This window comes from Yoonia sp. SWMV100, assembly GCF_056108365.1.
Map to the genome: position 1 here is coordinate 88,325 of NZ_JBWBAQ010000003.1, position 26,580 is coordinate 114,904.

Sequence of the window (26,580 nt, forward strand, 5' to 3'; positions counted from 1 at the left end):
GCGTTTGTATTTCCACGGGCTAACACAATATTGAACGACGTTCAATTCATATTTAGTGACTGTTCGCGCAGCCAATCACGATTGTACACAACGTCTTCGCATCGCCCAAATCGGGCGGCGCGCTGTAGCTCGGATTGCAATGCGTTTAGCCGTGCAGCGCCCATCCGCACGCCCGCTTCGGGCCAGAACGCAATAACATTGAGCGTGGTTCCGTCCCGTTTCATATCCATGCGGCCGATCATTTGGTCGCCTTCCATCACCGGAAAAACGTAGTATCCATACTGCCGCTGCGGTGCGGGCACAAAGATCTCGATCCGGTAGTGAAAGCCGAACAGCCGTTCTGCCCGTTTGCGGTCGCGCAGGGCCGGGTCGAACGGTGACAGAATGCGCAGGCGTGGGCTGGGCGTGATGATTGTGTCCATCACATCAGGCCAAGCAAAGGACCGGCGCAGGGTTCCATCAACGCTCGTGACGTCCACCGCGATGATCCGCCCTTGGGCAAGCGCATCTGCGCACCATATCCGTGCCTCTGCGGGGGTCACTGTTGCCCAAAACGCGGCGAGTTCGCCGCTGGTCGCGAACCCCAACCGGTCGAGCGCATTGCGACAGCACCAGTCAACTGTCTGTTGCGGATCGGGGCGATGGGCGCGCAGGTCGGCGGGGATCACACGGTCGGTCAGGTCATAAACCTTGGTGAACCCGTCGCGGCGCATCACAGATAATTGGCCCGACCGCCACAGATATTCAAGCGCGGTTTTCGATGGGTGCCAGTCCCACCAGCCGCCCGATCCGCGGCTTTCGTCGGTACCAACATCGCCAGATGTGCAGGGCCCGTTGTCAGAAATGTGGCGCAGCACGTCATCGATTTTCGACATAAAGTCGTCACGGCGACTGTCTTTCCAACGGCCCTCAAGCCGTGCGGCATCACGTGCGAACCGCAAGTGCCAATGTGGGAACTGCGCCATCGGGATAACGGCAGCGTCATGGGTCCAGTGTTCAAACACGGCACGGTCGCGGTGCAGCAGGTTTTGCAGCGCATCGGGGCGGTACTGCTGCCTGCGCGACCACAAGATCAGGTCATGGGCGCGGGCAAAGGTATTCACACTGTCAAGCTGCACAAACCCAAGGTCGCTGATCAATCCCGCCAAATCAGCGCCTTTACCCGGCCCCGAAGGCCGTGTCGCCAACCCGTGCCGGTCCAGAAAGATGTGGCGGGCGGCGCGGTTGGTCAGGATTGGGGTGGTCATTGGGCGCGCCTGCGATTGGCCAATTGCTGCAAGCGGACTTGGCGCAATGCCTCGACCAGCAGCGCGGTGACCAGCCCGATATTCAGCAATCCGTTCGCGGCAGCCATGCCCCCTAGCAATCGCCACTCCATCGGCAGCAAAATGTCCCCGAACCCAAGCGTAGTGAAAGCGACAAGCGAGAAATAGACGGCTGGTTCAAGGTCGGTGAACACCCCAAGGCCAAGCAACGTCAACGCCCAAAGCCAGACCCCCAGCGTCATTTGTGCAAGTATCCAGATCGCGGACAGGCACAGAACCAGCATCAGCTTTGGTCGGTGCGGTTCCCGGGCGAGCCATGGATGCAAACGCATGATGATTTCCTCCATCGCCCAAAAGCTAAGGCCGGCGATCAGGATCGACAAAAGCAAAAGGCCAGTGCCAAGTGCAAGCTGAATAAGCATGTATCGTTTCCTTGTCCTGCTGCGGTCTCTTGTCCCGACGGTCGTTCTGCCCTATCTCATCGCGACCATGGCAAAGAAACAAGAAAACAAAAACTATAAAGTCATCGCTGAAAACCGGCGTGCCCGCTACGACTATGCGATTGAATCCGACCTTGAGGTCGGGATCATGCTGAACGGGTCCGAGGTGAAGTCGCTGCGCACGGGCCAATCCAACATCGCGGACAGCTATGCGTCTGTTGATGAAGGCGAATTGTGGCTGACCAACGCCTATATCGCCCCTTATGAACGCGCCATGTTCGGGCACGAACCCCGTCGCAAGCGCAAGTTGCTGGTCAGCCGCAAAGAGCTGTCCCGCCTCTGGAGCGCGACAAAGCGCGAGGGAATGACGCTTGTTCCGCTGGTCATGTATTTTAACGACCGTGGTTTGGTGAAGCTGAAAATCGGCGTCGCCAAAGGTAAGAAAAATCACGACAAACGCGCGTCAGATGCCAAGCGTGATTGGGGTCGCCAAAAGCAACGGTTATTGAAACACGGCGAATAATTCGGCCTACACCGCAAGGTAGTTCTTGCCACAACACCAATCATCGTTAACGTTTCCTTCACGCGCGGCTTTAGATCACGCCGGCGCGGGCAAAAATTAAGATCTGTAGGAAGGGACGAAAAATGGAACAACTTATCATTCAGCTTATCTCTGGTGCTGTTGGTGGTAACGCCGCTGGTGCTGCGATGAAGGACTTGTCGCTGGGTACATTGGGCAACACCATCGCTGGCCTTATTGGTGGCGCAGGTGGCGGCCAGTTGATTGCGATGCTGGGCAGCGGTGCTGCGATGGCCGCTGGTGGCACCGACATCATGGGTATGGTCACACAGATCGCTGGCGGCGCTGGCGGCGGTGCAATCCTGACTGCCATTGCCGGCATGATCAAAAACAAGATGGCAAGCTAAGCTTGCGTGTTGGTGCGTCCCGCACGCCGGGGCGCAGCAACACTCTTTCGGCCGGGCGTTTGATTTCGCATCAAAATGCGCCCAGATGGTCTTTGCATTCGCGGCACCCACTTGTCATGATCGGCTGCGCAGGCTACCCCTGCGGCGATTTCAAACAAAGGTGACCGCGATGACGACGACTGCATCCGATGATCCCAAAACGCTTGTCAGCACCGACTGGCTTGCTGCGCACATCAAAGATCCGGACCTAAGAATATTTGATGCCTCTTGGTATATGCCCGACAGCGGGCGCGACGCGCTGGCGGAATATACCAAAGGCCACATTCCGGGCGCACGTTTCTTTGACATCGACGAAATTAGCGATTTGCGCTCTGAACTGCCACATATGGCGCCCCCAGTGGAAAAATTTATGTCCCGCATGCGTGCGATGGGCGTCGGTGATGGCCATCAAGTGGTGGTCTATGATGGCACCGGGCTGTTTTCTGCCGCGCGCGTGTGGTGGCTGTTTCGACTGATGGGCCAAACCAATATTGCGGTGTTGGACGGCGGGTTACCGAAATGGTTGGCAGACGGTCACAAGACCACCAAAACCATGCCCACCATCCGCGACCGCCACATGACGGTCAAACCCCGTAATGCATTGGTCAAAGATGTCACCGAAGTCGCCCGTGCCGCCAAGTTGCGCGATCACACCATTGTTGATGCCCGGTCGCCTGCGCGTTTCAAAGGCGAAGTGCCTGAACCACGCGAAGGTCTGCGTGCCGGCCACATCCCCGGTGCGCGTAATGTGTTCTATCAGGACCTGCTGAACACGGACGGCACCATGAAAGCCCCCAACGCACTGCGCACGATATTTATCGATGCGGGCGTTGATTTACAAAAGCCCGTAATCACCACTTGCGGGTCGGGGGTGACAGCCGCGATCCTGTCTCTCGCCTTTGAACGGATCGGCAAAACCGACCATTCGCTATACGATGGCTCATGGTCCGAATGGGGCATGTACGCCGACCTTCCCATCGCTACCGGAGCCGCATAATGCTGGAAACCCTCACGTCCCTGCCTGCCGATAAAATCCTCGCCTTGATGGCGCAGTTCAAAGAAGACCCGCGCACAGATAAGGTTGATCTGGGCGTCGGTGTTTACAAAGATGCCAGCGGCAACACCCCCGTCATGCGTGCCGTGAAAGAGGCAGAGCGCCGGATTTTGGCAGAGCAAACCAGCAAATCCTACACCGGCCTTGCGGGTGATCCTGCCTTTGGCGCGGCGATGCGCGAACTGGTGCTGGCTGACAGCGTCCCTGCCGCACGTGTGGCCGCTGTTGCCACGCCCGGCGGTACAGGTGCCATTCGTCAGGCGCTTGAGCTGATCAAAATGGCATCCCCTAACGCCACCGTCTGGCTGTCCAATCCGACATGGCCCAACCACCCGTCGATCATCAAATACCTTGGGATGAAGATGGCGGAATACCGCTATTTCGACGAGGACACCCGCGGTGTGGATTTTGACGGATTGCTTGCCGATCTGGACGGGCTTTCCGCTGGTGATGTGGTTCTGCTGCACGGGTGCTGCCACAACCCGACCGGCGCAAACCTGACATATGCGCAAATGGCGCAGGTCATCGCCAAGATGCAGGAAAAAGGCGCGGTGCCGTTGGTCGATATCGCCTATCAGGGCTTTGGCGATGGGTTGGACGCGGATGCGTTGATCACCCGTCAAATCGCCAGCAGCTTTGAAAATGTGTTGATCGCCGCAAGCTGTTCCAAGAACTTTGGGATCTACCGCGAACGCACTGGCCTGCTGATGGCCATTGCCAAAGACGCGGACCAGCAAAAGCTGGCGCAGCAGACACTGGCGTTCTTGAACCGCCAGAACTATTCCTTTCCACCCGATCATGGCGCACGGATTGTCACGACAATTCTGAACGACCCTGACCTGCGTGCAGATTGGGAAGCCGAATTGGAAGAAACCCGCAACGGGATGCTGGCCCTGCGTCAACAGTTGGCGGACGAGCTGAAGCGGCTGACGAACAGCGACAGGTTCAACTTTTTGGCGGATCACCGGGGCATGTTCAGTCGCCTTGGCACCACGCCAGAAAAGGTCGAAAAGCTGCGTGCAGAGCATGGGATCTATATGGTCGGGGACAGCCGGATGAACATCGCCGGGCTGAATGCGCAGACAGTCCCGATTTTGGCCAAAGCCATCATCGACGCAGGCATTTAATCCGCCACATACGGGAACGTTTTTTTGCGCCCGCAGCATAACTTGCTGCGGGCGCACTCTTTTTGACTTGCGATTTGCAGCGCAACATTATACCAAAATGAACAACCGTTTTGGAACTTTGATACGCTAGGAAAACCGCATGTCCTTTCGCCTGCAACCAACGCCGCCTGCCCGTCCAAACCGCTGCCAATTGTTTGGCCCCGGGTCCAACACCAAATTGTTTGCGAAAATGGCGGCAAGCGCGGCAGACGTGATCAACCTTGATCTGGAAGACAGCGTTTCACCGTCGGACAAAGACACGGCGCGCGCAAATGTCATCGCGGCGATCAATACGGTCGACTGGAACACCAAATACCTGTCAGTGCGTATCAACGGTCTGGATACGCCCTATTGGTATCGGGACGTGGTGGATTTGTTGGAACAGGCAGGCGATCGGCTGGATCAAATCATGATCCCAAAGGTCGGCTGCGCCGCCGATGTTTATGCAGTTGACGCGCTGGTGACGGCGATTGAGCGCGCCAAGGGCCGGACCAAGCCGATCAGCTTTGAGGTGATTATCGAATCTGCGGCAGGCATCGCCCATGTCGAAGAAATCGCAGCAAGTTCCCCGCGGATGGCAGCGATGTCGCTGGGGGCTGCGGATTTTGCGGCATCGATGGGGATGCAAACCACCGGGATCGGCGGCACGCAGGACAATTACTACATGCTGCACGGCGACACCCGGCATTATTCTGACCCGTGGCACTGGGCGCAAACCGCGATTGTCGCTGCATGCCGCACGCACGGTGTGCTGCCCGTTGATGGCCCGTTTGGTGATTTTTCGGATGATGAAGGCTACCGTGCGCAGGCGCGTCGGTCGGCCACATTGGGGATGGTAGGCAAATGGGCAATCCACCCGAAACAAATCGCACTCGCCAACGAGGTGTTCACACCGTCTGACGCCGCTGTAGCAGAAGCACGCGAAATTTTGGCGGCAATGGAAGACGCCAAAGCCCGTGGCGAAGGGGCCACCGTCTACAAAGGCCGCTTGGTCGATATTGCGTCGATCAAGCAAGCCGAAGTGATTGTGCGTCAATCCGAGATGATTGCCGGGGCCTGATTAATAGTCCCGCAAGCTGACGATACCCGCGTCGCAGAAGCGGCTGCAATCGGACGCATCGCTGCCGGTGTGCTCTTGTCCGACACTTGACGCCATACCGATGCCTTCAAAACGCGCATCGTCGCATTCGTCGTCGTTGGCGAATTCACCAGAGTCATCGCCAAAGTCGATGGCTTCGCAGGCGGTCGCCTTCAGGGATGCCGCCAATGACCACACGCGCAACGCGCCGCTTTCAACGCCCGCCTGACAATCGGTGGCATCGCGGCCCACGTCTTCGTTATTCAGAATCGCGGTCATGGTTGCCCCGATAAAGCGGCGGTCGTCGCACTCGTTGTTGTTGGCCCACTGGCTGGAATCGTCGCCATAATTGACGTCTTGGGCAACGGCAGCGCCAGCGGCAAATACAAAAATGGCGCTCATCATACTAATCTTTCGCATCGCGAGAGTTCCTTGTTGGTAAAGCAAGAGCAAATTGCTCGCGACCTCATACAATGTGGCACCAGCCAGCGCCAACAATTTGCGCGTCCCGTTGCCATCGCGGTGACGTTACGCCATATATCACCTAGCTAGTTACAAGGTGCGCATCGCTCATGACCCAATATCTTGATTTCGAAAAACCCCTGGCCGAGATTGAAGGCAAAGCCGAAGAGCTGCGCGCAATGGCCCGTGATAACCCCGAGATGGATATTGAAAAAGAGGCGAAAGCCCTTGATAAAAAGGCCGCCGACCTATTGGTGTCCCTGTACGCTGACCTGTCGCCTTGGCGCAAATGCATGGTCGCGCGCCACCCGGAGCGCCCCCATTGCAAAGATTATATCGAGGCTCTTTTTACCGAATACACGCCGCTGGCCGGTGATCGGAATTTCGCCGATGACCACGCGATCATGGGCGGAATCGCGCGATTGAACGGTAAACCTGTCATGGTGATCGGCCATGAAAAGGGCAACGACACCAAATCCCGCATTGAACGCAATTTCGGCATGGCCCGTCCAGAAGGCTACCGCAAAGCGATCCGTCTGATGACCCTTGCCGACCGGTTCGGGATTCCCGTGATCACGTTGGTCGACACTCCCGGTGCTTACCCCGGTAAAGGCGCCGAAGAACGTGGCCAATCCGAAGCGATCGCCCGCTCGACCGAGAAATGCCTTGAACTGGGTGTGCCGTTGATCAGCGTCGTGATTGGCGAAGGGGGATCCGGTGGCGCGGTCGCATTTGCCACCGCCAACCGTGTTGTGATGTTAGAGCATTCGATCTATTCCGTCATCAGCCCCGAAGGCTGTGCGTCGATCCTGTGGAAAGACGGCGCAAAGATGCGTGAAGCAGCCGAAGCATTACGCCTGACCGCCAAAGATTTGAACGAACTGGGCGTCTGTGATGTGATCATCCCCGAACCCAAAGGTGGCGCGCACCGCAATGCGGATGCTGCAATCAAGGCTGTGGGGGCCAAGCTGCAAACATTGCTGGCTGAAATGGACGGTAAAACACCCGCCAAACTGCGCGCTGACCGTCGTAGCAAATACCTAAAGCTCGGGTCCAAGGGCCTCGCGGCCTAGGGGCCATGCTGGCGTTCTTTAGGGGGCATTGGCAGTTGGTCGGCCTGACCGCCATTGTCTTTGCCCTGTGGCCAACGCCTGTGGTCACACCGCTGAAAATTCTGATCGTGTTTTTGCACGAAATGTCCCATGCGATCGCCACGGTTTTGACAGGTGGTAAGGTGATCGACCTGACGATTAGCCCGGCCCAAGGCGGGATGGTCATCAGCCAAGGCGGCAGCCGATTCATCACTCTCACAGCGGGCTATCTGGGGTCGCTGGTGATCGGGGTGGCGTTGCTGGTCACGGCCCTGCGCACCAATGCCGACCGGGTGATCATGGCGGGCTTTGGCGTGATCATGTTGGTGGTATCCCTGCTGTATATCCGGTCCGCTTTTGCACTGTCGTTTGCGATTGGGACTGGGGGCGCCATGCTGATAACCGCACGTTATTTCGGGCATACAGTCAACGATTTGGCCCTGCGGGTGATCGGCCTAAGCAGTATGTTTTACGTGCCGTATGACATTGTCAGTGACACAATTTTACGGTCTCACCTGCGGTCTGACGCCCGGATGCTGGCCGAAGAAATAGGCGGCGCGACCATTTTGTGGGGACTGATTTGGCTGGTGATCAGCCTTGGCGTGATTGGTCTGTGCCTGCGCTATGGGCTGGGGCGCAACAGCAACGTTGTGCTACGCCCTGCGTCGCCTACCACATCGTCTCTTTAGCGCGCGAGCCCCAGCTCGCGTCATACTCAGCCCCGTCGAAACCTGCCTTTTGTTCGGCTAGCATTTCACCCACAGTCGGCACCCTGCGCTTTCGTCGTCCGCCCCCCAAAGCCCGGCCCGCATCAAAGCACGCGCACACTGACTGTACACTTCGGCGATGGTGATGACGGCAACGCTGCGGGGGTGTTTGCCGTTTTGGTCAAAACGCCTGATCAGCGCAGGGTCTAACGACACAATACCGCGCCCGTTGACGCGGATCACGTTGTTCGACCCGGGCACAAAGAACATCAGGCTGACGCGTCCATCAGTGACAATATTGCGCAAGGTGTCCATCCGGTTATTGCCGCGCCAATCGGGCAGCAGCAGGGTGCGGGCATCCAATGCCTGCACCACCGGACCGTCATCGCCGCGCGGGCTTCCATCCGTTCCGTCAGCACCCACCGTCGACACCACGCAGAACCGTGACGCCATGACCCATTGCTGATAAAGCGGGGTCAAATGATCAGCGACCTTGATGATGGATGCTTCGCCGGGGGTCCCGTAAAGCGCCTCGAGTGCGGCAACATCGGTGATGGTGTGGTTAGCCATGAAACCCCGCCTCTGCGTTGAGGCGATCACATGCGTCTTCGATCTGTGCTTCGAGTGTTTGCATAAATTCCGAGATTTCAAGACCCGGCGCGATGCGCGGTAAAAACTCGAACACGGCAGTGCCGGGTTTGCGGTAAACGCCACGTTTTGGCCAAAATACCCCGACGTTGGTCGCCACAGGCACAACAGGCTGATTCAGTTCACGATAAAGCGCGCCCGTGCCAATTTTGTATTTGGCTTTGACACCCGGTGCGATCCGCGTGCCTTGGGGATAGATGATCAACTGTCCCGGCAGGGCGCGCCCGGCGTTAACGTCTGCCAGCATCCGTTTGATCGCCATGCCGCGTTTGCCGCGATTGACGGGAATGCACCCGATCCGCAAACCGAACCAGCCGATAATCGGCGCATATTTCAAGATTGCCTTCATGATGAATTTACCACGGGGGATCGAATGGAACACCGACAGCACATCCAGAAACGACTGGTGTTTGGCGGCTACCATCACCTCGTCGGTGGGGGGGGTGCCGCGGATTTCGACCTTAAGCCCGATCATCCACCGTGCGGACCATTGAATGTAGGCGCAATAGGCGTGACAGGCGGCCAGCGCTCCGTCGCGCGACAGGATGGCCGCAGGCAGATAAAGCACCCCGACGACCAACATGGCGACATACATCTGGAGATTAAAGATCAGGGATCGCACCCATTGGATCGCATACTTCATGTCTGTTCCCTTAGCCTTGCAAACGCCGCAGCGCGGGTCGCGAAAAACGCCACAACGGCGGCCAGCAGCGGAACAATGACCGGCCAAATCCAACCCGCGCCCGCAAATCCGACCTCGGCGATAAAGCCACCATCGTCCGGCAGAAGTTGCAACACAATCAACGCCGACACAACGCCAACAATCGCGCCAAGCCCCGTGCGCAGCGTATAGCGCCGCACGAAAGCGCGGGCGATATAGACGTCACGCGCACCGATTTGGCGCAGAACCCGGATCACCTGCGCATTCGCGGACAGGGACGCATGAGCGGCCAGCGTGATCATCGCGGCAACGCTGGCCGCGATCAGTAGGATCACAGCCCCGCCAATCAGCCGCACGCGACTGGCCGCGGCCAGCAACGGCGCGCGCCAACTGCCATGATCATCCAGCACTGCCCCCGGAATTTCTGCCGTCAGACGGGCCTGAAGCCCCGCAGGATCATAGGGGTCTTCGGCCGCGATCACTTCGATCAATTGCGGGATCGACAGCGTATCAAGCGGCAGATCAGTGCCGAACCATGGCGCGAGCAGAGCTTGTTGTTCTTCTGATGACAAGGCGCGTGCGCTTGCAACACCGGGGGTGGTTTCAAGCACCTCTAGCGCCTTGATCAGGATCCCGCTGGCCTGATCTGGATCGGCAGGCAAGCGTAATGTGGCGGCCTGTGCCAGCTCGTCCGCCCAGCGGTCGGCAACACGTCCGGTGGTGAGCGAGATCGCCAAGGCGATCAGCGCCAAAAACGCCATGACGCCCGCTACAAATACTGTCAAACGCGCCGTGATCCCGGTGGGTGGCACCACGCGGTCCGCCTGCGGATCACCCACGATCAGATCCAAAAGCCCCTTCATAGCGCCGCCCCCGCCGCTGTGATCTGCCCGTCCTTTAACCGCAATACCCGTGCATCCACATCCGATTTCAGTGACCGGATCATCGTCAGGTCATGCGTTGCAATCAGCACGGTTTTTCCCATCCTGTTCAATTCCACCAACAGCGCCAGCAGGCGTTGCGACATTTCCCAATCGACGTTGCCTGTTGGTTCATCTGCAATAATGACGTCAGGCGACATGATGACCGCACGTGCAAGGGCCGCGCGCTGTCTTTCCCCGCCAGAGAGTTGCGGCGGCAATCGCCCTGCCTGCGGACCCAACCCGACCCAAGATAGTAGTTCTTGCAAATTTCCATCTGCCTCGGCGGAACGGCCGGCGACCGTCAGCGGCAAGGCAATATTTTCAGCCACGCTGAGGTGATCCAGAAACTGGCATTCCTGATGCACAACTCCGATCCGTCGGCGAGACATCGCCACACCATCACGGTCCAGCGTCCCTGCATCCTGCCCAAACAGGCGCACTTTGCCGGTCTTGGCCTGCAAGTCACCGTAGCAGAGCCGCAGCAATGTGGTCTTGCCCGCGCCCGATGGTCCCGTTAGAAAATGGAACGAACCGGGTGCAAGTGTAAGAGATAGCTGTGAAAAAAGTGGACTACCACCATAGTCATATGACACGTTATCAAATTCGATCACGGGTTTTCCTTTGCGTCACGGACAGGTTTTGCATAAATCAGCGCGCGGATACAATGACAGTGACGCGATGGCCAACGCAAAACCTTTGCGTTTGCCGTTATGCTTGTTAGATTGCAGGCGATTAATTTGTTTTAACATTTTTGTGTGGGGCCTAAGGATATGAACATGCGGCTAGTTTGCCCAAACTGTAATGCGCAATACGATATTGCCAGCGACGCTATTCCTGAAGGTGGGCGCGACGTGCAGTGTTCAAGCTGCTCTCATACCTGGTTCCAAACTGAAAAAGTTGAAAAACCCGCGCAAAAATCCGGCATTGCGATGCACAAATCCCAACCTGCCGCTTCAGAGCGCAAACCGTTGGATTCGTCGATCGCAAATATCCTGCGCCAAGAGGCCGCACGTGAAAACGCGGTCAGCGCAGGACAGGCCGCGCCAGCGCAAAAACCGATAATGCCTGACGAAAGTGAAACGCGCCGCCGGATTTCAATGATGGCCAGCACGGAAAATGCATCGTCGCGCGCCACGGTCGCCGCTGCCGCGACAGGTGCAGTCGCAGAACACACGCTGCGCACGGTTCCCAGCATCGACGAAATCAATGAAAAGCTGCGCGCGCGCGCGCAAACTGACAACGAACAATATTTGACACAGACCGAACAGCAAGAAGCCGTCCAAAGACGCGGGTTTCGGCGGGGGTTTTCCGTCGTGCTGCTGGTGATGGCGATATTGGTCCTACCTTACATTTTCGCAGACAGAATTGTGGCCCAGTTTCCGCAAACGGAATCAGCAGTCGCGACCTATGTTGAAACGGTCAACGAAGCCCGCTTGTGGCTGAACGCGCAGTTCCAAAAGGCCCGCGACATCATGCAGGGATTCACCGCACCAGACGCGCCTGCGGGCGATGCACCACGGGTCGAAACAGTACCGCCCGCCGCACCAGTCACCCCGACAGAATGATTTAAAACTGATCCAGAAGCCGGCGCAGATAATCGCGTTCGACTTCTGGGCGTTCTTGCTGCGACGACCGCCGCCGGATTTCATCCAGCAGTTCTTCGGCGCGGCGCTGAATGTCTTCGCCGTTCAGCAATTCCTGATCTGTCCCCAGACGCCCCATATTTCCCATTTCGCGCCCCAGTGGGTCACGCGATCCCGGAACCGGACGCGCATTCGCTTCGCCCTGCTCGGTGCCTTGGCCGGGTTCAGCGGTGTCGTTTTCGGCCAGCGCCTGCCCCAATTCGCGCATCCCGTTGCGCAGCGCATCCATGGCTTCGGCTTGACGATCAATCGCTTCGGCCAGATCACCTTCGCGCAGCGCCTGTTCCGCGCCGTCCATCGCGCCTTCGGCCCGTTCAAGCGACTGCCGCGCAATATCACCTGCCTCGCCTTCAAGGCTCGGGAGACCGTTCCGCAGGCGCTGTAATTCGTCGCGCAGCGCTTGCTGACGTTCCGATAAACTGCCACCCGGACCTTCGCCGTCGATATCGTCATCCATCGTGCCGCCGGGCTGCCGCCCGTCTTGGCCGTTTGGCGCGCCGTCGGACCCAGGTTCCTGACCGGGTTGCTGCCCCTGTCCGGGCTGTGGCTGACCCGGCTGTTGCCCGGGCTGCTGTTGGTCGGGGTTAAACTGATCTTGCAGTTCACGGAACGCGTCGTCGGACAAATCCTGCTGGTCCCGCAGCGTTTCCGCCAAGTCCTGCATCGATTGCTGGCCGGGCGTTTGCGGACCATCGCCGCCTTCGCCTTGTGTGACGCGCATGTTTTCCATCATCTGGTTCAGCTGGTCCATCAATTCTTGCGCTTCAGCCATCCGGCCTTCTTCCATCAGCTCTTGGATGCGGTCCATCAGCGCCTGAATTTCGCTCATCGACATTTCGGTGGTATTCTCACTGTTGTCAGCCTGATCGGTGCCATCGCTTGGCTCTGCTTCCTCGGCCAGCATCCGCATGTAATCGTTTGTCGCCTCGCGCAGTTCCTGCATCAGTTCGGCGATTTCTTCGTCAGAGGCGCCGTTGCGCATCGCCTCGGCCAACCGTTCCTGCGCGCGTTCAAGTCGTGCGCGCGCGTCCGCCAAGCGCCCGTCTTCCAACTGAATCGCAAGATCCCACAGCGCTTGGCTGATCTCGGCTTGACCGTCGTCGTTCATGCCAAATTCGGCCATCCGGTCCAGCTGACGGATGATCGTGCGCAAACGCAAATAATTGCTTTCGTTCGAAAACAAACCCTCGGGGTGGTTTGAGACCGCCCGTAACACCTGATCCACGCGGCGCACGTTTGCCTTGGACCACAGCAGATCGCGGCGCTGTTCGATCACTGCCTTGGCGAAGGGTTGAAAGAAACGGCGTCCGGGCAGAATCAGCGGTTCAGCCGGGGTTGTGCCAATTTGGCCTGCGGCGTCTGTGACCTGCAATTGCAGGGTGACAGGCAGGTTTGCCAAAGGATGTTCGCTCAGATTTTCAATCAGGAAATCTTCGAAATCGGTCCGGTCGCCCGAAAAAGGCATCGGCAGGTCCAGCACCAGCGGATCGATGGGATCGGGGTCGATCTGCAAACCATGTTGTCGGGTCACTGCCGCGAGATCAAGCGTGATGGTCGCTGTGCCGGATTCGATCCCATAATCATCAACCCCCTCAAACGGCTGAGAAAGTTCGCCCATGGCGTCCGCCTCGATTGGTCCTGTCAGATCGACCTCGGGCGGGGTGTCGGGAATTGCAGAGATCGTCCAACCCATGCCATTTTCACCCACAATCGACAGCGCGCCATCTTGTGTGACGTCGAACTGCTGTTGCGCATCAGATGCGGCGCCAATGTTGTCGATCCGCCCCGAGATCGTTTCATCGACGGTCAGCGCGCCCACTTCGCCGTAGAGGCGCAGGGTCACGCGGCTGCCAACGGGAACAGTCAATTGACCTGCCGGCACGTCGTTCAGGTAAATCGCCGGTTTTCCAGTGTAGGTGGGTGGTTCGATCCAGCCTTCCCAAACGGCGCCTGTCGCCAATGTTGGCTCGTCCCCTGTGATCGCGTCGGTCGCGGTTGTAATCCGCAACAACGACCCGAAGAGCAAGGCCATGACAAAAAAGAGAAGCGCGATAAACCGCAGCCCAAAGGGGTCGCGGTCCGAAATACGCAAGTTTGGTGCCACAGCTTGCGCGGTTTTGGTCCGTTCGGCCATGCGCGCCATATGGGCCTGCCACACCGCAGCAGAGGCAGGGTCACTTGCACCAATCGCCTGACTGTCAGCAATTGCCGCAATGGGGCGCCCGGGTATTGACGCATCGACGCGGGCGACCGCATCCGCACGCGACGGGATGCGGAACCAGCGCAGCCCCCAAAACAGGGTCGCAAAAACAGCAACTGCCGCGACAATAACCCCCGCCCAAGCCGCCTCGAGGGGAAGGTTTTCATGCCAGCCCATCATCAACGGGGCCAAGATCAACAAAAGAACCGTCCACAGCGGCCAAAACGCACGCACGGCCTGTTCAGCGATCATGCCCGTAAGGGTCAGCGCCACAGGCCGCCGCAGATGGCGCAATTGGTCTGGTGGGTTCTTCAGCGGGCCTCTCCTATTGGTGCGACGATGCGAGCCATTCTGGCAGCTTATCGCGGGCAATCATGTCTTCATAGGTAGGACGACCGCGAATAACTGCAAATTGATCCCCGTGAACCAGAACCTCGGGAATCAGAGGCCGCGAGTTATATTCAGAGGCCATCACAGCCCCGTAAGCCCCGGCCGACCGGAACGCGATCAGATCATCGGGACCAACCGCAGGCATTTCACGCGCCTTGGCAAAGGTATCCCCGCTTTCGCAGATCGGGCCGACGATGTCGTATTTCGCGGGTTCAGCCCCCGGTGTGGATTCAACGACCGGCACGATATCATGCCAAGCATCGTACATCGCGGGGCGTATCAGGTCGTTCATGGCGCCATCGATGATCAGGAAGTCGCGGTCTTCGCCGGATTTCACATAGATCACTTTGGACACCAAGATGCCGGCGTTGCCGGAAATCAAGCGGCCCGGCTCAATTTCAATTTCACAGCCCAAATGCCCGACGGTGCGTTGAATCAGCGCGCCATAATCGGTGGGCAGCGGCGGGGCTTCGTTGGTGCGGGTATAAGGAATGCCAAGCCCGCCGCCCAAATCCAGACGCGTGATGTCATGACCGTCTGCGCGGAGCTGTTCGGTCAGTTCGGCAACCTTGTTATAGGCCGCCTCGAATGGGGCAAGTTCGGTCAGTTGCGACCCGATATGCACGTCAATCCCGATCACCTTCAGGCCCGGCATATTGGCAGCCATCGCATAAACTTCGCGGGCGCGCGAAATCGGAATGCCGAATTTGTTTTCGGATTTACCGGTGGCGATTTTCGCGTGGGTTTTTGCGTCAACATCGGGGTTCACCCGCACCGTAATTGGCGCGACGACCCCCAGCGACTGCGCGACGCGGTCCAGCACCACCATTTCAGGTTCGCTTTCGACGTTGAATTGACGGATACCGCCCGTAAGCGCGACCCGCATTTCGTCAGCGGTTTTACCAACGCCGGAAAACACGATGCGGTCGCCGGGCACGCCTGCGGCCTTTGCGCGCAAATATTCCCCGACAGACACGACGTCCATGCCCGCACCCAGATCGGCCAGCACCCGAAGCACTGCCTGATTGGAAAGCGATTTCATCGCAAAACACACAAGGTGATCGCCCCAGGCCAGCGCGTCATCAAACAACGTAAAGTGACGTTTGAGCGTGGCTGTCGAGTAGACATAAAATGGGGTGCCTACCGCCGCTGCAATGTCAGCTACGGGCACATCTTCGGCGTACAGCGCGCCGTCACGATACAGAAAGTGGTCCAACCCAGTCGTCCTTGTCCAAAATCATGTTCGGACATAGCAGATCACCGGAAAAGACCAACCCTTGATTGTCGTTACAGACCGCGCACGCCACGACGATCGGGCGTATAAATCACTCGGTTCCGCAAATAGAGATAGAGCGGCAGCCCGCAGCTGACGCCGATGCAAAATGTGGCGGGAATTGCGATCATACTAAGCCAGTTTTTTGCTTTTACGGCTTCGGATAAAATCCAGACGGTCAGCGCGATCGCCGCGATTGTCAGATCCCAAACCAGTCCGGAACTGGCCGCGTTTGCGTGCCAAGCGTCGATCATTTTTGGCAGATCAAAACCTTCGGCATCAAACCACGTGATGAAGAAATACATTGGGTGCACAGCACCCCATATCGCCAATCCAAGATAAAGTTGCCGCATCAGAAACTGGCCCCCAAGCTGACCGCGCCATTGCTGGCCCCAAGGTTGGTGCTGGTGCTGACGCCACCGGTTCCGACGTTCAGCCCGACATTTGCGTAGGGGCGCAGGGGCGCACCATCCGCACCACAGCCTGTCAGGCCGGCCACTGTCAAAATCAACGCAATCCGTTTCATTTTAACACCTCTTTCCAATGCGCGACCTGCGCGCGGACCTGCGCCGGGGCTGTGCCGCCATAGCTCATCCGCGAGGCGACGGAATTTTCAACACCAAGCACATCAAACACGTCAGCGCGGATTTCGGCATGAACAGATTGCATGTCGCCAAGCGTCAGATCCGGCAAATCACATTCTTTGCCTTCGGCCATCGCGACAAGCGACCCGGTCACATGGTGCGCATCCCGGAACGGTAGCCCAAGCTCGCGCACCAGCCAATCCGCCAGATCGGTGGCAGTCGAAAATCCGCTGGAAGCCGCCGATTTCAGGCTGGCGCGGTTTGCGGTCATATCGGTGACCATCCCCGCCATGGCCGCCAAAGCCAGCATCAGGCTATCGGCCGCATCAAACGTCTGCTCCTTGTCTTCTTGCATGTCCTTGGAATAGGTCAGCGGCAAGCCCTTCATCACCGTCATCAGGGCAACATTGGCGCCAAAAATCCGGCCAATCTTGGCGCGGATCAGTTCTGCCGCGTCGGGGTTGCGTTTTTGTGGCATGATCGACGATCCGGTGGACCATTTGTCGGACATTTTCACAAACCGGAACTGGGCGGATGACCAAATGACCAATTCTTCGGCCAGACGTGACAGATGCATGGCGCAAATACTGGCTGTTGCCAAATACTCTAACGCGAAATCGCGGTCAGCGACGGCATCCAGCGAATTCGACATCGGACGGTCAAAACCAAGCGCTTTGGCCGTCATGTCTCGGTCAATCGGGAACGATGTTCCCGCCAGCGCCGCAGCACCCAAAGGAGACGTATTCATGCGTTTGCGTGCATCAGCGAAACGCGAGCGATCCCGGCCAAACATTTCCACATAGGCCAGCATATGGTGGCCCCATGTGACGGGCTGCGCGACCTGCAAATGGGTAAAACCGGGCATAACCCAATCCGCGCCCGCTTCGGCCTGACCCAGCAGCGCCTTTTGCAGCGCAGCTAACGCGTCGTCGGCTTGGTCACATTGGTCACGGACCCAAAGGCGAAAATCGACCGCAACCTGATCGTTGCGGGACCGGGCCGTGTGCAACCGGCCCGCTGGTTCGCCGATCAAATCTTTTAACCGGGCCTCGACGTTCATGTGGATGTCTTCAAGCGCGGTTGAAAATGGAAACACGTCGGTTTCAATCTCTGACAACACCGTGAGAAGGCCTTCACGAATGGCTTCGGCATCGTTATCGGTAATGATGCCTGTGGCGGCGAGCATTGCCGCATGGGCACGTGAACCTGCGATGTCTTGCGGCGCAAGCCGGCGATCATACCCGATTGAAGCGTTAATCGCCTCCATAATCGCGTCTGGTCCGGCGGCAAAACGCCCGCCCCACATCGTGTTTGCGGTCTTGGTCATGAGGAAAAAGCCTATGCGGAAGTTACTATCAGCCCTGCTTTATACGGCCCTAGCTGTTGTTGCAAACACTGCCAGCGCCGACACCGCCGCAATTGCGGACTTGCGCGACGGTGACATGCGTAAGCTGGTGTTCCATGACGCCCCGATGCAAACAACTGACGTGGCCTTTGTCGGTGAGGACGGTCGTATGATGACGCTGGCCGATTTTGAGGGCCAATATGTTGTGCTGAACTTTTGGGCGACGTGGTGTGCGCCCTGCCGCAGTGAAATGCCGCACCTGTCTGCATTGCAAACGCAGCTTGGTGGCCCGGATTTTCAGGTCGTGACCGTTGCAACCGGGCGGAACCCGGCCCCCGCCATGGACCGATTCTTTGAAGAGATCGGCGTGGATAACCTGCCAAAACACACCGACCCCCAGCAGGCACTGGCACGAAGCATGGGGGTTTTAGGGCTGCCCGTGACAGTCATTCTGGACCCCGCCGGTCATGAAATTGCGCGGATGCAAGGTGACGCAGATTGGTCGAGCGACAGCGCAGTTGCGATCATGCAGGCATTAATCACGCCCTAATCAGGCCCGCCCCGCCGATGACGACAGTCGGACCGGGTCAATCCCCATCTGCCGCAGTGCCGCTGTCCACTTATGTTCGTTCGCGCGGCCAAAGATAATGTCACGATTGGGGTCACAGGTCAGCCACCCGTTATGGGCGATCTCTGCCTCAAGCTGGCCGGGGCCCCAGCCCGTGTAACCCAACGCCAACATTGAATTTTCGGGACCGACACCTTGGGCGATATCTTCGATGACGTCCATTGTCGCGCTCATCGACAGGGTATCGTCGACCTGCAACGTCCCGGCGTGTGCGGCATAGTCGCCTGTGTGCAGCACAAAGCCGCGCGCACGATCCACGGGTCCACCAAAATGCACACGGATGTCCCGCACGCCTTCGGCTTTTTTAACACCCAACTGATCAAGCAGGTCCGAGAACTGCACATCCGGCTGTGGTTTGTTGATGATAAGCCCCATCCCACCATCGGTGGAATGTGCGCACATATAAATCACCGCATGCGCAAACCGCGGATCATCCATGCCGGGCATGGCAATCAGCATTTTACCAACGAGGGACACATTTTCTTTCATACTTTGTAAAATGTGCTGCCCGGCGGTGTTGTGCAAGTGCCAAGATTACAAACGATCGCCCGAACGTGACTTCCCATTACGTTAAAGATGCATAATGAAAGTGGGATGTATAATCTGATCCTGATCACACTTGCCTTGATGGCGTTTTCAAGTCCCGCAGTCGCCACGCCGTCAGGACCGGTTGCGCAAATCGAAGTCCTGCCCGGATGGCGCACATCCGATGGCGATCATATGGCGGGCCTGCGCATTTCGCTTGCGCCCGGGTGGAAAACCTATTGGCGCGCGCCGGGTGACGCAGGCATTCCGCCCGCATTTTCATTTGCAGGGTCAGAAAACATCACCGGGGTTTCGCCGCATTGGCCTGTGCCCGAAGTTTTTGAAACCAACGGCATGCGCACAATCGGCTATCATGACAGCGTGGTGTTTCCGATCACGATCCTGAGCGATGCCCCCGATCAACCGATGCGCATTATGGGCCAGCTCGAGATCGGCGTCTGCGAAGAGATATGTGTTCCGGTCACGTTAACATTTGACAGGCTCCTGCCACCCGGTGGTGACATGAACAGCGCGATCACCGCCGCCCTGATCAACCAGCCCCTGACCCAAGCGGACGCGGGCGTCGGCAAAGTCACTTGCGCAATCGAACCGATCCGCGATGGTCTGCGCCTGACCGCCGCCTTTGATATCGCGCAGAGCGGTCAGTCAGAGGTGGTCGTGATCGAATCAGGCGATGCGCAAATTTGGGTATCCGAGGCACAAACAACGCGCAATGGCAGCCAGTTGCGCGCCACCGCCGACATGGTCCACGTCAGCGGCGCCGCGTTTGCGCTCGACCGGTCCAAGGTGCGGATCACCGTTCTAAGCGGAAATCATGCCGTCGATCTGCGCGGCTGCACAGCGGGTTAATTCCGCGGCGCGGCATGTCTGGTATCCGCCATTTCGTCTTGTTGTGTTTTGGTTTAAAATCGCCGTTCTTTTCAGGCTTGCCTTGACTGTGTCGGATCGCGCTGCGCGACAGGACAATGACACCCCAAATAACACACTGACAGGCACAAGACCTGCGCATCATTCGCGCAGGTCAGGCCGGGTTGCGGAGCTTGTAATGTGGTCGCCAATCCGTGCAGGTTATATCCGCCCGCGCCGCATCCCGATGCTCGCGATGATGTAAACTGCGGTTAGTGCCAAGACGAGCAGGATGACGAAGACCCCAAACGCCGCCCCGAATCCACCGGCGGCAAGGCTGGGCAGCGTGGCAGCGGCAACGCTCCATGGTGCGCCGGTGATGATCAGCGGCAAGATCAGCGCCCCGAATAGCAGCAGCGCCACGACGCCCGCAGTGGCCGCTGGCAATAGCATCGCCAGACGCCGTCCACGCAGCGCCCGTTTAGCGGCCTGCATTTGACGGTGGAAATCAGCTTGCATCGCCATCACAGCGGGGACGACCATCAGCACCAGAACAAACCCGAACGCCAGACCATAGACCAAGGTGATCACTGTCGGTTTTAGAAATTCGGCTTGGGTTGATCCTTCATAAAGAAGCGGGGCAAGGCCAAGCACGGTGGTCAGGGTTGTCAGCATCACCGGGCGCAACCGATCCACGGTCCCGTCAACAATCGCAGGTATCAACCCCCGTTCCGCGGCGTATTCATCGATGGTGGTGACCAGAACGATGCTGTCGTTGATGATGATCCCCACCATCCCGATCAGACCGACCACAGTGAACATGCTCATGGGGATGCCCCATAGGTTATGCCCAAAGATCGTCCCGACCAGCGCAAAAGGAATGATCGACATCACCACCAAAGGCCGGGTCCAACTGCTAAAGATCCACGACAACACCAGATAAATTCCAAGCAGGGACAGAATCAGCCCGGTGCGGGCGTCATCCAAAAATGCCCGCTCCTGTTCGCTTTGGCCCGACAGTTGGGTGTTGATGCCGTACAGGCTTTCGATGCGGGGAAGGATATCGTCATTGATCAAGGTCTGGATTTCAGCGGCACGGGTTGCATCGTCGCCGTCCAGATCGCCGGTGACGGCCAGCAATTGCACACCGTTTTCGCGGCGCACGGTTGAAAATCCAGTGCGTGTCTGCACGGTGACAACATCGGCCAGCGGGACATAAATGCCGTCAGCCGTTCTGATTTGGGTACGCTCCAGAAAATCAGCCGCAACCTCGTCGTCGGGAAGCTCCACTTGCACCGTGGCGGATCGGGTGCCGTCGGGATATGTCGCGGCTTCGATCCCACCAAGCCGTGTGCGCAGAATGTTTCCAAGACCGCCGATAGTCAGCCCAAGCCGTTCCCCTTGCGGGGTCAGTTCAAGGATCATTTCTTCTTTGTCGTAAGACAGCGAATCTTCGACAGCGGACACTTCGGGGAATTGCCCAAGTTCGGCTTTCAACGCCTCTGCCGCCGCTTTGAGGGTGTCGCTGTCGGCCCCGAACATCTGCACCGACAGGCTGTCGCCCCCCGGCCCGCTGCCCCAACTGCGAAAGCTGACGGTTTCGGCCATCGGGTGCTGCACGATGCTGTCCTGCAGGGCGCTGACAAAGGCTGCGCTGCTGTAGGGGCGGCTGTCACGGTCGATCAATTCAATGGTAATCGCGCCCAGTTGATCGGCGTCTTTGGTGTCGGATCCGGCAATCGCGCGGCCCGCGTTGCCACCAATTTCAGCCACCACAAACTTCAAAGGGTTGTTGCCGTATTCGGCCTCGTATTTTGCGCCTAGTGCATCCGCAGCACGCTGCATTTCGCGCATCATCGCCACCGTATCGTCGCGTGTCGCACCGGGCAGCATCGCAAAGTTGCCTGTGACCTGGCTTTGTTCTGGCGCGTTAAAGAACCGCCATGTGACGTCACCGCGAATAAACAACGCCACTTGCGACGCCAGCAAAAGCAACGCGAAAGCAAAGACCGGATAGCGCGCCCAAACCACAAACTGCATGAAGGGCCGGAACAGCGTTTGCCTGACCCATTCAAACCCGCGGTTCACAAAACGCGATGGCATGTCGTACCAGTGGTGTTTGGCCGAGTGCCCGATACTGTGGGACAGATGGTTCGGCAGGATCAGGAAACATTCCACAAGGCTGGCCATCAACACCACGATCACCGTGAACGGGATATCCCCGATCAGGCTGCCAAAGCGGCCCCCGATCAACACCAGCCCATAAAAGGCGATGACGGTGGTCAATGTCGCCGACAACACCGGGCTAAACATCCGTTTGGCGGCGCTTTCGGCGGCGGTTACAGGGTCTTCGCCCAGATGTCGAACGCGGTAATCGGCGTGTTCGCCCACGACAATCGCGTCATCAACCACAATCCCCAGCGTGATGATCAGCGCAAAAATAGAGATCATGTTGAACGTGATCCCGGCCACATGCATCAACGCAATCGCCGCCAGCATCGCCACGGGAATACCGGCTGCCACCCACAGGGCTGTGCGCGCATTCAAGAACAAGAACAGCAAGACCAGCACAAGCAGCAGACCGGTCAGGCCGTTTTCCAGCAAAATCTCAAGCCGCGCGGTGATCAGTTCGGCCCGCCCATTGGTCAGTTGAATTTGCACGCCCGCAGGCAAAGACGCCACCAATTCATCCGCAACGGCTTGCACGCTGGCTTGCATGTCGATGGCATCGCCCAGCGCCGACCGCGCCACCCTAAGCTTAACAGCGCCGTTTTCATCTACAAAATACGCGCGTTCGCGGTCGGTGCCTTCGACGCGAATGGTGGCCACATCACCGATGGTCAGTTGCGACCCATCGTCGTTCGACCGCAAAACGATGTTGCCGATGTCTTCGGCTGTGCGTTTATCAACACCTGTACGGACACGGGCGGTTCCGCCGACTTCACCCGCCGGGGATGCAGTGGATTCCTCTGCGATCCGGGCGGCAATATCGGACAGGCCGATATCGTGTTCAATCAGGGACAGTGACGGAACCTCGACGATGGTCGATGGTGCGGCAACCCCTTGGATCGTGACCTGCGTCACACCTTTGGCAAAAAGCCGCGTTGCCATATCATCGGCAAAGCGCCCTAGTTGGTCGACGCCGACGGGACCGGAGATCACAACATCCGTGACGGTGTCAGACCAACCGCCCCGCCGCACGCTGGGGTCTTCGGCGTCGTCGGGCAAGTTGTTCGTGCTATCAACGGCGATCTGCACATCTTCGATCGCGCGTTCGATGTCGTATCCGGGTTCAAACTCCAGCCGGATCGATGCGCGGCCTTCAACCGACGTTGCAGTGGATGATGCCACGCCTTCGACGACCAATAGGGCCGGTTCAAGAACTTGGACGATGGCCGCATCAACGTCTCCGGCCCCTGCCCCAGACCAGCTGACCGATACCGTCAAATCGTCGACGATGACATCAGGGAAATATTGCGCACGCATTTGCGGCAGTGCCAGAAACCCTGCGGCAAGCATCAGCACCAAAAGCAGGTTGGCCGCAGTCCTGTGCCGCGTGAAATAGCCCAATATGCCGCTGGCACGATTGGTCAGTTGTTCGCCGCCGGTTCCCATCAGCTGCCCATCCGGCTTTCCAGTCTTTCGACTGTTTCCGTGGCCACTTCGTCTTGTTCAAGCTGGCTGAGAATGCGCGCTTTGACATCGTCAGACATCGGGCCTTCGGTAACAAAGGCGATCAGCCGCGCGCGCCGGTCTGGATCAAGCGCGATCATTGCAGGTGCTACAGGGACCGCGGCGGTTTCACCGACTGGCGCGACCCGGCTAACCTTGATCCCTACGCCCAATAACGGCGAACGTTCTGCCACAATTGCGCGTCCGGTCAGGTCACCGAAACTGACGATTACATCGTCGCCTTGACGGCGCAGTAAACGCACATGTCCCAGCTCCAACCGGTCGTCTTCACCGATCAAAAGCACTGTTTCATCGGCTGCGACCGCCGTTGCAGGCACCCGTGCCACGTTTTCCAAAGCCGGTTCATCAATGCGGACGGTCACAAAATCACCCGGCCGGAACCCCACGGCCGTATCAAGGCGCGCAAACAGCAAGCGCCCGGTTTGGCCGCTGGCCACAGATGCGCTTTCGCGGGTGATTTCCCCCGTGGCATGCAGATCAAGCCCTGACACATCCAAGCTGACCGTCACCGGCCCTTTGACCAAATTGCCCTGATCATCCAACAACCGGGCATATTGCGATGTTGAAACCCGAAACGCGACCTCGAGCTGGGTAGTGTCGATCAATTGCGCAAATAATTCATTGGCCGTGACCCGCCCTCCGATGCTGACCGTCACATCCGACAAAGTCCCATCGAAGGCCGCGTAAACTTCGGTGTCGGCCAGATCGCGCTCTGCCTCGGCCACGTTGATCTGCTGGCGCGCAAGGCTGGTTGTGGCCTGATCGATCCGCGCCTGTGCAGCGGCGGCTGATTGGCGTTGCGACAACACCGATGCCTGTGCCGAAGATGACGCCAGTTCGGCGGTTTCAACGGCGGCGGCGGTGCCGACACCGCGCTGTTCCAGATCTTTGGCACGCGCCAAGGCCTGATCGCGCAAGGCTGCCTGTGCGCGGGCGGCTGTTAGGTTATCTTCGGCCAGCACCAAGGCGCGTTCGGCGTCGCGCAGTTCGGCCTCTGCGTCTTGCAAATCGGCGCGGACGCGACTGAGCGCGGCTTCGGCCACGGCAGGATCGATTTTCAGCAACAGTTGACCCTTGGTCACGGCGCCACCGTCAACCAACGTATCACTCACCTCCAGAACCGTGCCGCCTGTTGCGCTGCGCAGATCAAGCGTGCGCTGGCTGCGCAATTCGCCATACGCGGTCAGTTCAGGGATGATCGTTTGCGGCGTCAGCACGGCGACGTTCACCGAAAGTATGCGTTCGCGCTGCGGAAAGCTGCGGGGTTCTTGGTTCATTTTGGCAACGACGGCGTTGCGTACAAGGTTGCCTGCCAACGCCAACAGCACCAATGTGACAGCCAATAGAAATATGCCCGTCAGGCTTCGCCGCAAAAACCGCATCTATTCATCCTTGTTCAATGCCGTTGATCAATCGGCCCAGCGCTGTATCTGTATCGTTGAACGGACAAGGCCACTATTTCCGGCGCAGATGTTCTTCCAATCGCGGCATTATCTCGACAAAGTTACAGGGCCTGTGCCGAAAATCGAGCTGTTTGCATAAAATTTCATCCCAGGCATCCTTGCAGGCACCCGGACTGCCCGGCAGCGCGAACAGATATGTTCCCTGCGCCACGCCCGCCGTTGCCCGGCTTTGCACAGCGCTGGTGCCGATCTTTTGCATACTGACGATGGTGAACACTGTCCCAAAGGCGTCGATCTCTTTCTCGTAAACATCACGGTGGGCTTCGACGGTCACATCGCGCCCGGTCAACCCGGTGCCGCCAGTCGAAATGACCACATCAATCCCGTCATCGGCACACCACGCCCGCAGTTGATCCGTGATCAGCGCCCGTTCATCCGCGACGATCTTGCGGTCCGCCAGAATATGCCCCGCCGCCGTGATCCGGTCGACCAACGTCTGCCCCGATTTGTCATCGGCCAATTGCCGGGTGTCGCTGACCGTCAACACGGCGATCCGCACAGGCATGAATTCAAGGGTCTCGTCAATCCGGCTCATGGTTTTAACCTTGCATTGAGGTCCAAAAGATCCGCCCAAGCCTCGCGCTTGGCGGCGGTATTGCGCAACAAATATGCCGGGTGGAACATTGGCAGGCAAGGTTTGCCCAAAACTTCGGTCCATGTTCCGCGCAACTGGCTGATCCCGGTGCGCCCCAGCAAAGCCTCACAGGATGTGTTGCCCATCAGGATCAGCACATCAGGATCAGCCAAGGCGATATGACGTTCCAAAAACGGCAACATCATCGCAATTTCCGCAGGCTCTGGTGCGCGGTTTGACGGGGGCCGCCATGGAAGCACATTGGTGATATACACCGACCGCGCGGGATCGTCCTGCACGCGGCCCAGATTGATCGCACCCAGCATCTTGTCCAGCAATTGCCCGGCCCTCCCGACAAAGGGTTTGCCTGCGCGGTCCTCTTCGCTACCCGGTGCCTCGCCGATAATCATAACGCGGGCGCCTGGATCACCGTCCGAAAACACGAATGAGCGCGCGCCGCGTTTGATTTCGCACTGTTCAAACGCCTGCATCGCCGCAGCCAGACTGGGTAAATCAGCCGCGTTTTGCGCTGCCATCCGCGCAATACCGACCGCGTCCACCTCGACCTTGGCCGGAATAGCAGGCGGGCCAGACGGTAGCGCAGGTTTGACCACAGGCGCTGCGGGTTCCAGCGCATAGCGGTCGACAGGTGTGTCCTGAATGGCATCCGTTGCCCCCAGTTCAACCTGCCATTCCAGCAGCGCGCGGTCATCCCAATATGTGTTGCCCGAATCCATGTGGCACAGACTACGCGTGAATGCAGCGGATGTGCAGAGGCTTGTGCAAAATCTGCGCGCACGACGAACAGTAATTGATACTGTGCCAGCCGGATTTTGACGGTGACAGGGATCAATTGGCTTTTGACCGATGGATCGGCCGCGCCAAAACAGATGAAATTTTGCGATGGGTTAGCGTATTCAACCCGGTTTCAAAC

Annotated in this window: 26 protein-coding genes and 1 pseudogene; 10 read left to right on the forward strand and 17 right to left on the reverse strand. The window is 58.3% G+C overall.

Features of this window, described 5'->3' with window-relative positions:
* Positions 1–41 precede the first annotated feature (41 nt).
* Both ACXJGX_RS05205 and ACXJGX_RS05210 read right to left on the reverse strand, forming a co-directional pair.
* A complete protein-coding gene (locus ACXJGX_RS05205) occupies positions 42–1,247 on the reverse strand; it encodes a winged helix-turn-helix domain-containing protein (protein ID WP_474779352.1) in 1,206 nt (401 codons plus the stop codon).
* Positions 1,244–1,687 carry an ion channel gene (locus tag ACXJGX_RS05210; protein WP_474779354.1) on the reverse strand — a complete coding sequence of 148 codons (444 nt, stop codon included), beginning with the start codon at positions 1,685–1,687 and terminating at the stop codon, positions 1,244–1,246. Before ACXJGX_RS05210 ends, ACXJGX_RS05205 begins: the two co-directional genes overlap by 4 nt.
* Before the next feature lie 67 nt (positions 1,688–1,754).
* On the opposite strand from ACXJGX_RS05210, the gene smpB reads away from it, so the two are divergent.
* The 5 genes from smpB to ACXJGX_RS05235 all read left to right on the forward strand — a co-directional run bounded on the left by smpB (position 1,755) and on the right by ACXJGX_RS05235 (position 5,951).
* The gene (smpB, locus tag ACXJGX_RS05215; RefSeq protein WP_474780743.1) at positions 1,755–2,228 is read left to right on the forward strand and encodes an SsrA-binding protein SmpB; all 474 of its coding nucleotides are present in this window, start codon (positions 1,755–1,757) and stop codon (positions 2,226–2,228) included.
* Between the two features lie 122 nt (positions 2,229–2,350).
* The gene (locus ACXJGX_RS05220; protein WP_474779356.1) at positions 2,351–2,632 is read left to right on the forward strand and encodes a hypothetical protein; all 282 of its coding nucleotides are present in this window, start codon (positions 2,351–2,353) and stop codon (positions 2,630–2,632) included.
* Positions 2,633–2,801: 169 nt separating this feature from the next.
* On the forward strand, positions 2,802–3,668 hold the full coding sequence (gene sseA / locus ACXJGX_RS05225; protein WP_474779358.1) for a 3-mercaptopyruvate sulfurtransferase: 867 nt from the start codon (positions 2,802–2,804) through the stop codon (positions 3,666–3,668).
* A complete protein-coding gene (locus tag ACXJGX_RS05230) occupies positions 3,668–4,852 on the forward strand; it encodes an amino acid aminotransferase (protein WP_474779360.1) in 1,185 nt (394 codons plus the stop codon). Before sseA ends, ACXJGX_RS05230 begins: the two co-directional genes overlap by 1 nt.
* 139 nt (positions 4,853–4,991) lie before the next feature.
* The gene (locus tag ACXJGX_RS05235; RefSeq protein ID WP_474779362.1) at positions 4,992–5,951 is read left to right on the forward strand and encodes an L-malyl-CoA/beta-methylmalyl-CoA lyase; all 960 of its coding nucleotides are present in this window, start codon (positions 4,992–4,994) and stop codon (positions 5,949–5,951) included.
* Here ACXJGX_RS05235 and ACXJGX_RS05240 read toward each other — a convergent pair whose 3' ends face one another.
* Positions 5,952–6,389, reverse strand: a complete 438-nt coding sequence (locus ACXJGX_RS05240; RefSeq protein WP_474779364.1) for a hypothetical protein — start codon at positions 6,387–6,389, stop codon at positions 5,952–5,954.
* 152 nt (positions 6,390–6,541) lie between these two features.
* On the opposite strand from ACXJGX_RS05240, the gene ACXJGX_RS05245 reads away from it, so the two are divergent.
* Together ACXJGX_RS05245 and ACXJGX_RS05250 are read left to right on the forward strand one after the other, a co-directional pair.
* On the forward strand, positions 6,542–7,504 hold the full coding sequence (locus tag ACXJGX_RS05245; protein ID WP_474779366.1) for an acetyl-CoA carboxylase carboxyltransferase subunit alpha: 963 nt from the start codon (positions 6,542–6,544) through the stop codon (positions 7,502–7,504).
* Between the two features lie 5 nt (positions 7,505–7,509).
* On the forward strand, positions 7,510–8,211 hold the full coding sequence (locus ACXJGX_RS05250) for a M50 family metallopeptidase (protein WP_474779368.1): 702 nt from the start codon (positions 7,510–7,512) through the stop codon (positions 8,209–8,211).
* Here ACXJGX_RS05250 and ACXJGX_RS05255 read toward each other — a convergent pair.
* From ACXJGX_RS05255 to ACXJGX_RS05270, 4 genes and pseudogenes are all read right to left on the reverse strand, one after another.
* Positions 8,192–8,799: pseudogene (locus tag ACXJGX_RS05255) on the reverse strand (pyridoxamine 5'-phosphate oxidase family protein). The gene ACXJGX_RS05250 and the pseudogene ACXJGX_RS05255 overlap by 20 nt on opposite strands.
* Positions 8,792–9,520, reverse strand: coding sequence for a lysophospholipid acyltransferase family protein (locus tag ACXJGX_RS05260; protein WP_474779370.1), 729 nt, complete (start codon positions 9,518–9,520; stop codon positions 8,792–8,794). Before ACXJGX_RS05260 ends, ACXJGX_RS05255 begins: the two are co-directional and overlap by 8 nt.
* Positions 9,517–10,401: a cell division protein FtsX gene (locus ACXJGX_RS05265; RefSeq protein WP_474779372.1), complete on the reverse strand. Its 885-nt coding sequence runs from the start codon at positions 10,399–10,401 to the stop codon at positions 9,517–9,519. Before ACXJGX_RS05265 ends, ACXJGX_RS05260 begins: the two co-directional genes overlap by 4 nt.
* Positions 10,398–11,072 carry a cell division ATP-binding protein FtsE gene (locus ACXJGX_RS05270; RefSeq protein WP_474779374.1) on the reverse strand — a complete coding sequence of 225 codons (675 nt, stop codon included), beginning with the start codon at positions 11,070–11,072 and terminating at the stop codon, positions 10,398–10,400. Before ACXJGX_RS05270 ends, ACXJGX_RS05265 begins: the two co-directional genes overlap by 4 nt.
* Before the next feature lie 165 nt (positions 11,073–11,237).
* Here ACXJGX_RS05270 and ACXJGX_RS05275 point away from each other — a divergent pair, with 165 nt between their 5' ends.
* Positions 11,238–12,026, forward strand: a complete 789-nt coding sequence (locus ACXJGX_RS05275) for a zinc-ribbon domain-containing protein (protein ID WP_474779376.1) — start codon at positions 11,238–11,240, stop codon at positions 12,024–12,026.
* A gap of 1 nt (position 12,027) precedes the next feature.
* Here ACXJGX_RS05275 and ACXJGX_RS05280 read toward each other — a convergent pair whose 3' ends face one another.
* The 5 genes from ACXJGX_RS05280 to argH form a co-directional block, all read right to left on the reverse strand.
* Entirely contained in the window at positions 12,028–14,556 is a 2,529-nt protein-coding gene (locus ACXJGX_RS05280) for a TIGR02302 family protein (protein WP_474780745.1), read from the reverse strand.
* 73 nt (positions 14,557–14,629) lie between these two features.
* Positions 14,630–15,910: a diaminopimelate decarboxylase gene (gene lysA, locus ACXJGX_RS05285; protein WP_474779378.1), complete on the reverse strand. Its 1,281-nt coding sequence runs from the start codon at positions 15,908–15,910 to the stop codon at positions 14,630–14,632.
* A gap of 71 nt (positions 15,911–15,981) precedes the next feature.
* Positions 15,982–16,320: a DUF2834 domain-containing protein gene (locus ACXJGX_RS05290; RefSeq protein ID WP_474779380.1), complete on the reverse strand. Its 339-nt coding sequence runs from the start codon at positions 16,318–16,320 to the stop codon at positions 15,982–15,984.
* Positions 16,320–16,493 (reverse strand): hypothetical protein, encoded by a 174-nt coding sequence (locus tag ACXJGX_RS05295; RefSeq protein ID WP_474779382.1) that lies wholly within the window; start codon positions 16,491–16,493, stop codon positions 16,320–16,322. Before ACXJGX_RS05295 ends, ACXJGX_RS05290 begins: the two co-directional genes overlap by 1 nt.
* Positions 16,490–17,878, reverse strand: a complete 1,389-nt coding sequence (gene argH, locus ACXJGX_RS05300; protein WP_474779384.1) for an argininosuccinate lyase — start codon at positions 17,876–17,878, stop codon at positions 16,490–16,492. The genes ACXJGX_RS05295 and argH overlap by 4 nt, the downstream gene beginning before the upstream one ends.
* Before the next feature lie 13 nt (positions 17,879–17,891).
* Here argH and ACXJGX_RS05305 point away from each other — a divergent pair, with 13 nt between their 5' ends.
* The gene (locus ACXJGX_RS05305) at positions 17,892–18,446 is read left to right on the forward strand and encodes a TlpA disulfide reductase family protein (protein WP_474779386.1); all 555 of its coding nucleotides are present in this window, start codon (positions 17,892–17,894) and stop codon (positions 18,444–18,446) included.
* On the opposite strand, the gene ACXJGX_RS05310 is transcribed toward ACXJGX_RS05305, so the two are convergent.
* Positions 18,447–19,013, reverse strand: a complete 567-nt coding sequence (locus ACXJGX_RS05310) for a YqgE/AlgH family protein (protein ID WP_474779388.1) — start codon at positions 19,011–19,013, stop codon at positions 18,447–18,449. It abuts the gene before it with no gap.
* A gap of 105 nt (positions 19,014–19,118) precedes the next feature.
* Here ACXJGX_RS05310 and ACXJGX_RS05315 point away from each other — a divergent pair, with 105 nt between their 5' ends.
* Complete coding sequence (locus ACXJGX_RS05315) at positions 19,119–19,919, forward strand: protein-disulfide reductase DsbD domain-containing protein (protein WP_474779390.1); 801 nt, start codon at positions 19,119–19,121, stop codon at positions 19,917–19,919.
* Between the two features lie 219 nt (positions 19,920–20,138).
* Here ACXJGX_RS05315 and ACXJGX_RS05320 read toward each other — a convergent pair whose 3' ends face one another.
* The 4 genes from ACXJGX_RS05320 to ACXJGX_RS05335 form a co-directional block, all read right to left on the reverse strand.
* Complete coding sequence (locus tag ACXJGX_RS05320; protein ID WP_474779392.1) at positions 20,139–23,531, reverse strand: efflux RND transporter permease subunit; 3,393 nt, start codon at positions 23,529–23,531, stop codon at positions 20,139–20,141.
* Entirely contained in the window at positions 23,531–24,991 is a 1,461-nt protein-coding gene (locus ACXJGX_RS05325; protein ID WP_474779394.1) for an efflux RND transporter periplasmic adaptor subunit, read from the reverse strand. The genes ACXJGX_RS05320 and ACXJGX_RS05325 overlap by 1 nt, the downstream gene beginning before the upstream one ends.
* Before the next feature lie 73 nt (positions 24,992–25,064).
* Entirely contained in the window at positions 25,065–25,607 is a 543-nt protein-coding gene (moaB, locus tag ACXJGX_RS05330; protein WP_474779396.1) for a molybdenum cofactor biosynthesis protein B, read from the reverse strand.
* The gene (locus ACXJGX_RS05335; RefSeq protein WP_474779397.1) at positions 25,604–26,383 is read right to left on the reverse strand and encodes a uracil-DNA glycosylase; all 780 of its coding nucleotides are present in this window, start codon (positions 26,381–26,383) and stop codon (positions 25,604–25,606) included. The genes moaB and ACXJGX_RS05335 overlap by 4 nt, the downstream gene beginning before the upstream one ends.
* Between the last annotated feature and the right edge of the window lie 197 nt (positions 26,384–26,580).

Bases quoted from the DNA above. Each gene is read 5' to 3' on its own strand.
- ACXJGX_RS05205 (WP_474779352.1), bottom strand. From the start codon at position 1,247: ATGACCACCCCAATCCTGACCAACCGCGCCGCCCGCCACATCTTTCTG.
- ACXJGX_RS05210 (WP_474779354.1), bottom strand. From the start codon at position 1,687: ATGCTTATTCAGCTTGCACTTGGCACTGGCCTTTTGCTTTTGTCGATC.
- smpB (WP_474780743.1), top strand. From the start codon at position 1,755: ATGGCAAAGAAACAAGAAAACAAAAACTATAAAGTCATCGCTGAAAAC.
- ACXJGX_RS05220 (WP_474779356.1), top strand. From the start codon at position 2,351: ATGGAACAACTTATCATTCAGCTTATCTCTGGTGCTGTTGGTGGTAAC.
- sseA (WP_474779358.1), top strand. From the start codon at position 2,802: ATGACGACGACTGCATCCGATGATCCCAAAACGCTTGTCAGCACCGAC.
- ACXJGX_RS05230 (WP_474779360.1), top strand. From the start codon at position 3,668: ATGCTGGAAACCCTCACGTCCCTGCCTGCCGATAAAATCCTCGCCTTG.
- ACXJGX_RS05235 (WP_474779362.1), top strand. From the start codon at position 4,992: ATGTCCTTTCGCCTGCAACCAACGCCGCCTGCCCGTCCAAACCGCTGC.
- ACXJGX_RS05240 (WP_474779364.1), bottom strand. From the start codon at position 6,389: ATGCGAAAGATTAGTATGATGAGCGCCATTTTTGTATTTGCCGCTGGC.
- ACXJGX_RS05245 (WP_474779366.1), top strand. From the start codon at position 6,542: ATGACCCAATATCTTGATTTCGAAAAACCCCTGGCCGAGATTGAAGGC.
- ACXJGX_RS05250 (WP_474779368.1), top strand. From the start codon at position 7,510: ATGCTGGCGTTCTTTAGGGGGCATTGGCAGTTGGTCGGCCTGACCGCC.
- ACXJGX_RS05260 (WP_474779370.1), bottom strand. From the start codon at position 9,520: ATGAAGTATGCGATCCAATGGGTGCGATCCCTGATCTTTAATCTCCAG.
- ACXJGX_RS05265 (WP_474779372.1), bottom strand. From the start codon at position 10,401: ATGAAGGGGCTTTTGGATCTGATCGTGGGTGATCCGCAGGCGGACCGC.
- ACXJGX_RS05275 (WP_474779376.1), top strand. From the start codon at position 11,238: ATGCGGCTAGTTTGCCCAAACTGTAATGCGCAATACGATATTGCCAGC.
- ACXJGX_RS05280 (WP_474780745.1), bottom strand. From the start codon at position 14,556: ATGATCGCTGAACAGGCCGTGCGTGCGTTTTGGCCGCTGTGGACGGTT.
- ACXJGX_RS05290 (WP_474779380.1), bottom strand. From the start codon at position 16,320: ATGCGGCAACTTTATCTTGGATTGGCGATATGGGGTGCTGTGCACCCA.
- ACXJGX_RS05295 (WP_474779382.1), bottom strand. From the start codon at position 16,493: ATGAAACGGATTGCGTTGATTTTGACAGTGGCCGGCCTGACAGGCTGT.
- argH (WP_474779384.1), bottom strand. From the start codon at position 17,878: ATGACCAAGACCGCAAACACGATGTGGGGCGGGCGTTTTGCCGCCGGA.
- ACXJGX_RS05305 (WP_474779386.1), top strand. From the start codon at position 17,892: ATGCGGAAGTTACTATCAGCCCTGCTTTATACGGCCCTAGCTGTTGTT.
- ACXJGX_RS05310 (WP_474779388.1), bottom strand. From the start codon at position 19,013: ATGAAAGAAAATGTGTCCCTCGTTGGTAAAATGCTGATTGCCATGCCC.
- ACXJGX_RS05315 (WP_474779390.1), top strand. From the start codon at position 19,119: ATGTATAATCTGATCCTGATCACACTTGCCTTGATGGCGTTTTCAAGT.
- ACXJGX_RS05320 (WP_474779392.1), bottom strand. From the start codon at position 23,531: ATGGGAACCGGCGGCGAACAACTGACCAATCGTGCCAGCGGCATATTG.
- ACXJGX_RS05325 (WP_474779394.1), bottom strand. From the start codon at position 24,991: ATGCGGTTTTTGCGGCGAAGCCTGACGGGCATATTTCTATTGGCTGTC.
- moaB (WP_474779396.1), bottom strand. From the start codon at position 25,607: ATGAGCCGGATTGACGAGACCCTTGAATTCATGCCTGTGCGGATCGCC.
- ACXJGX_RS05335 (WP_474779397.1), bottom strand. From the start codon at position 26,383: ATGGATTCGGGCAACACATATTGGGATGACCGCGCGCTGCTGGAATGG.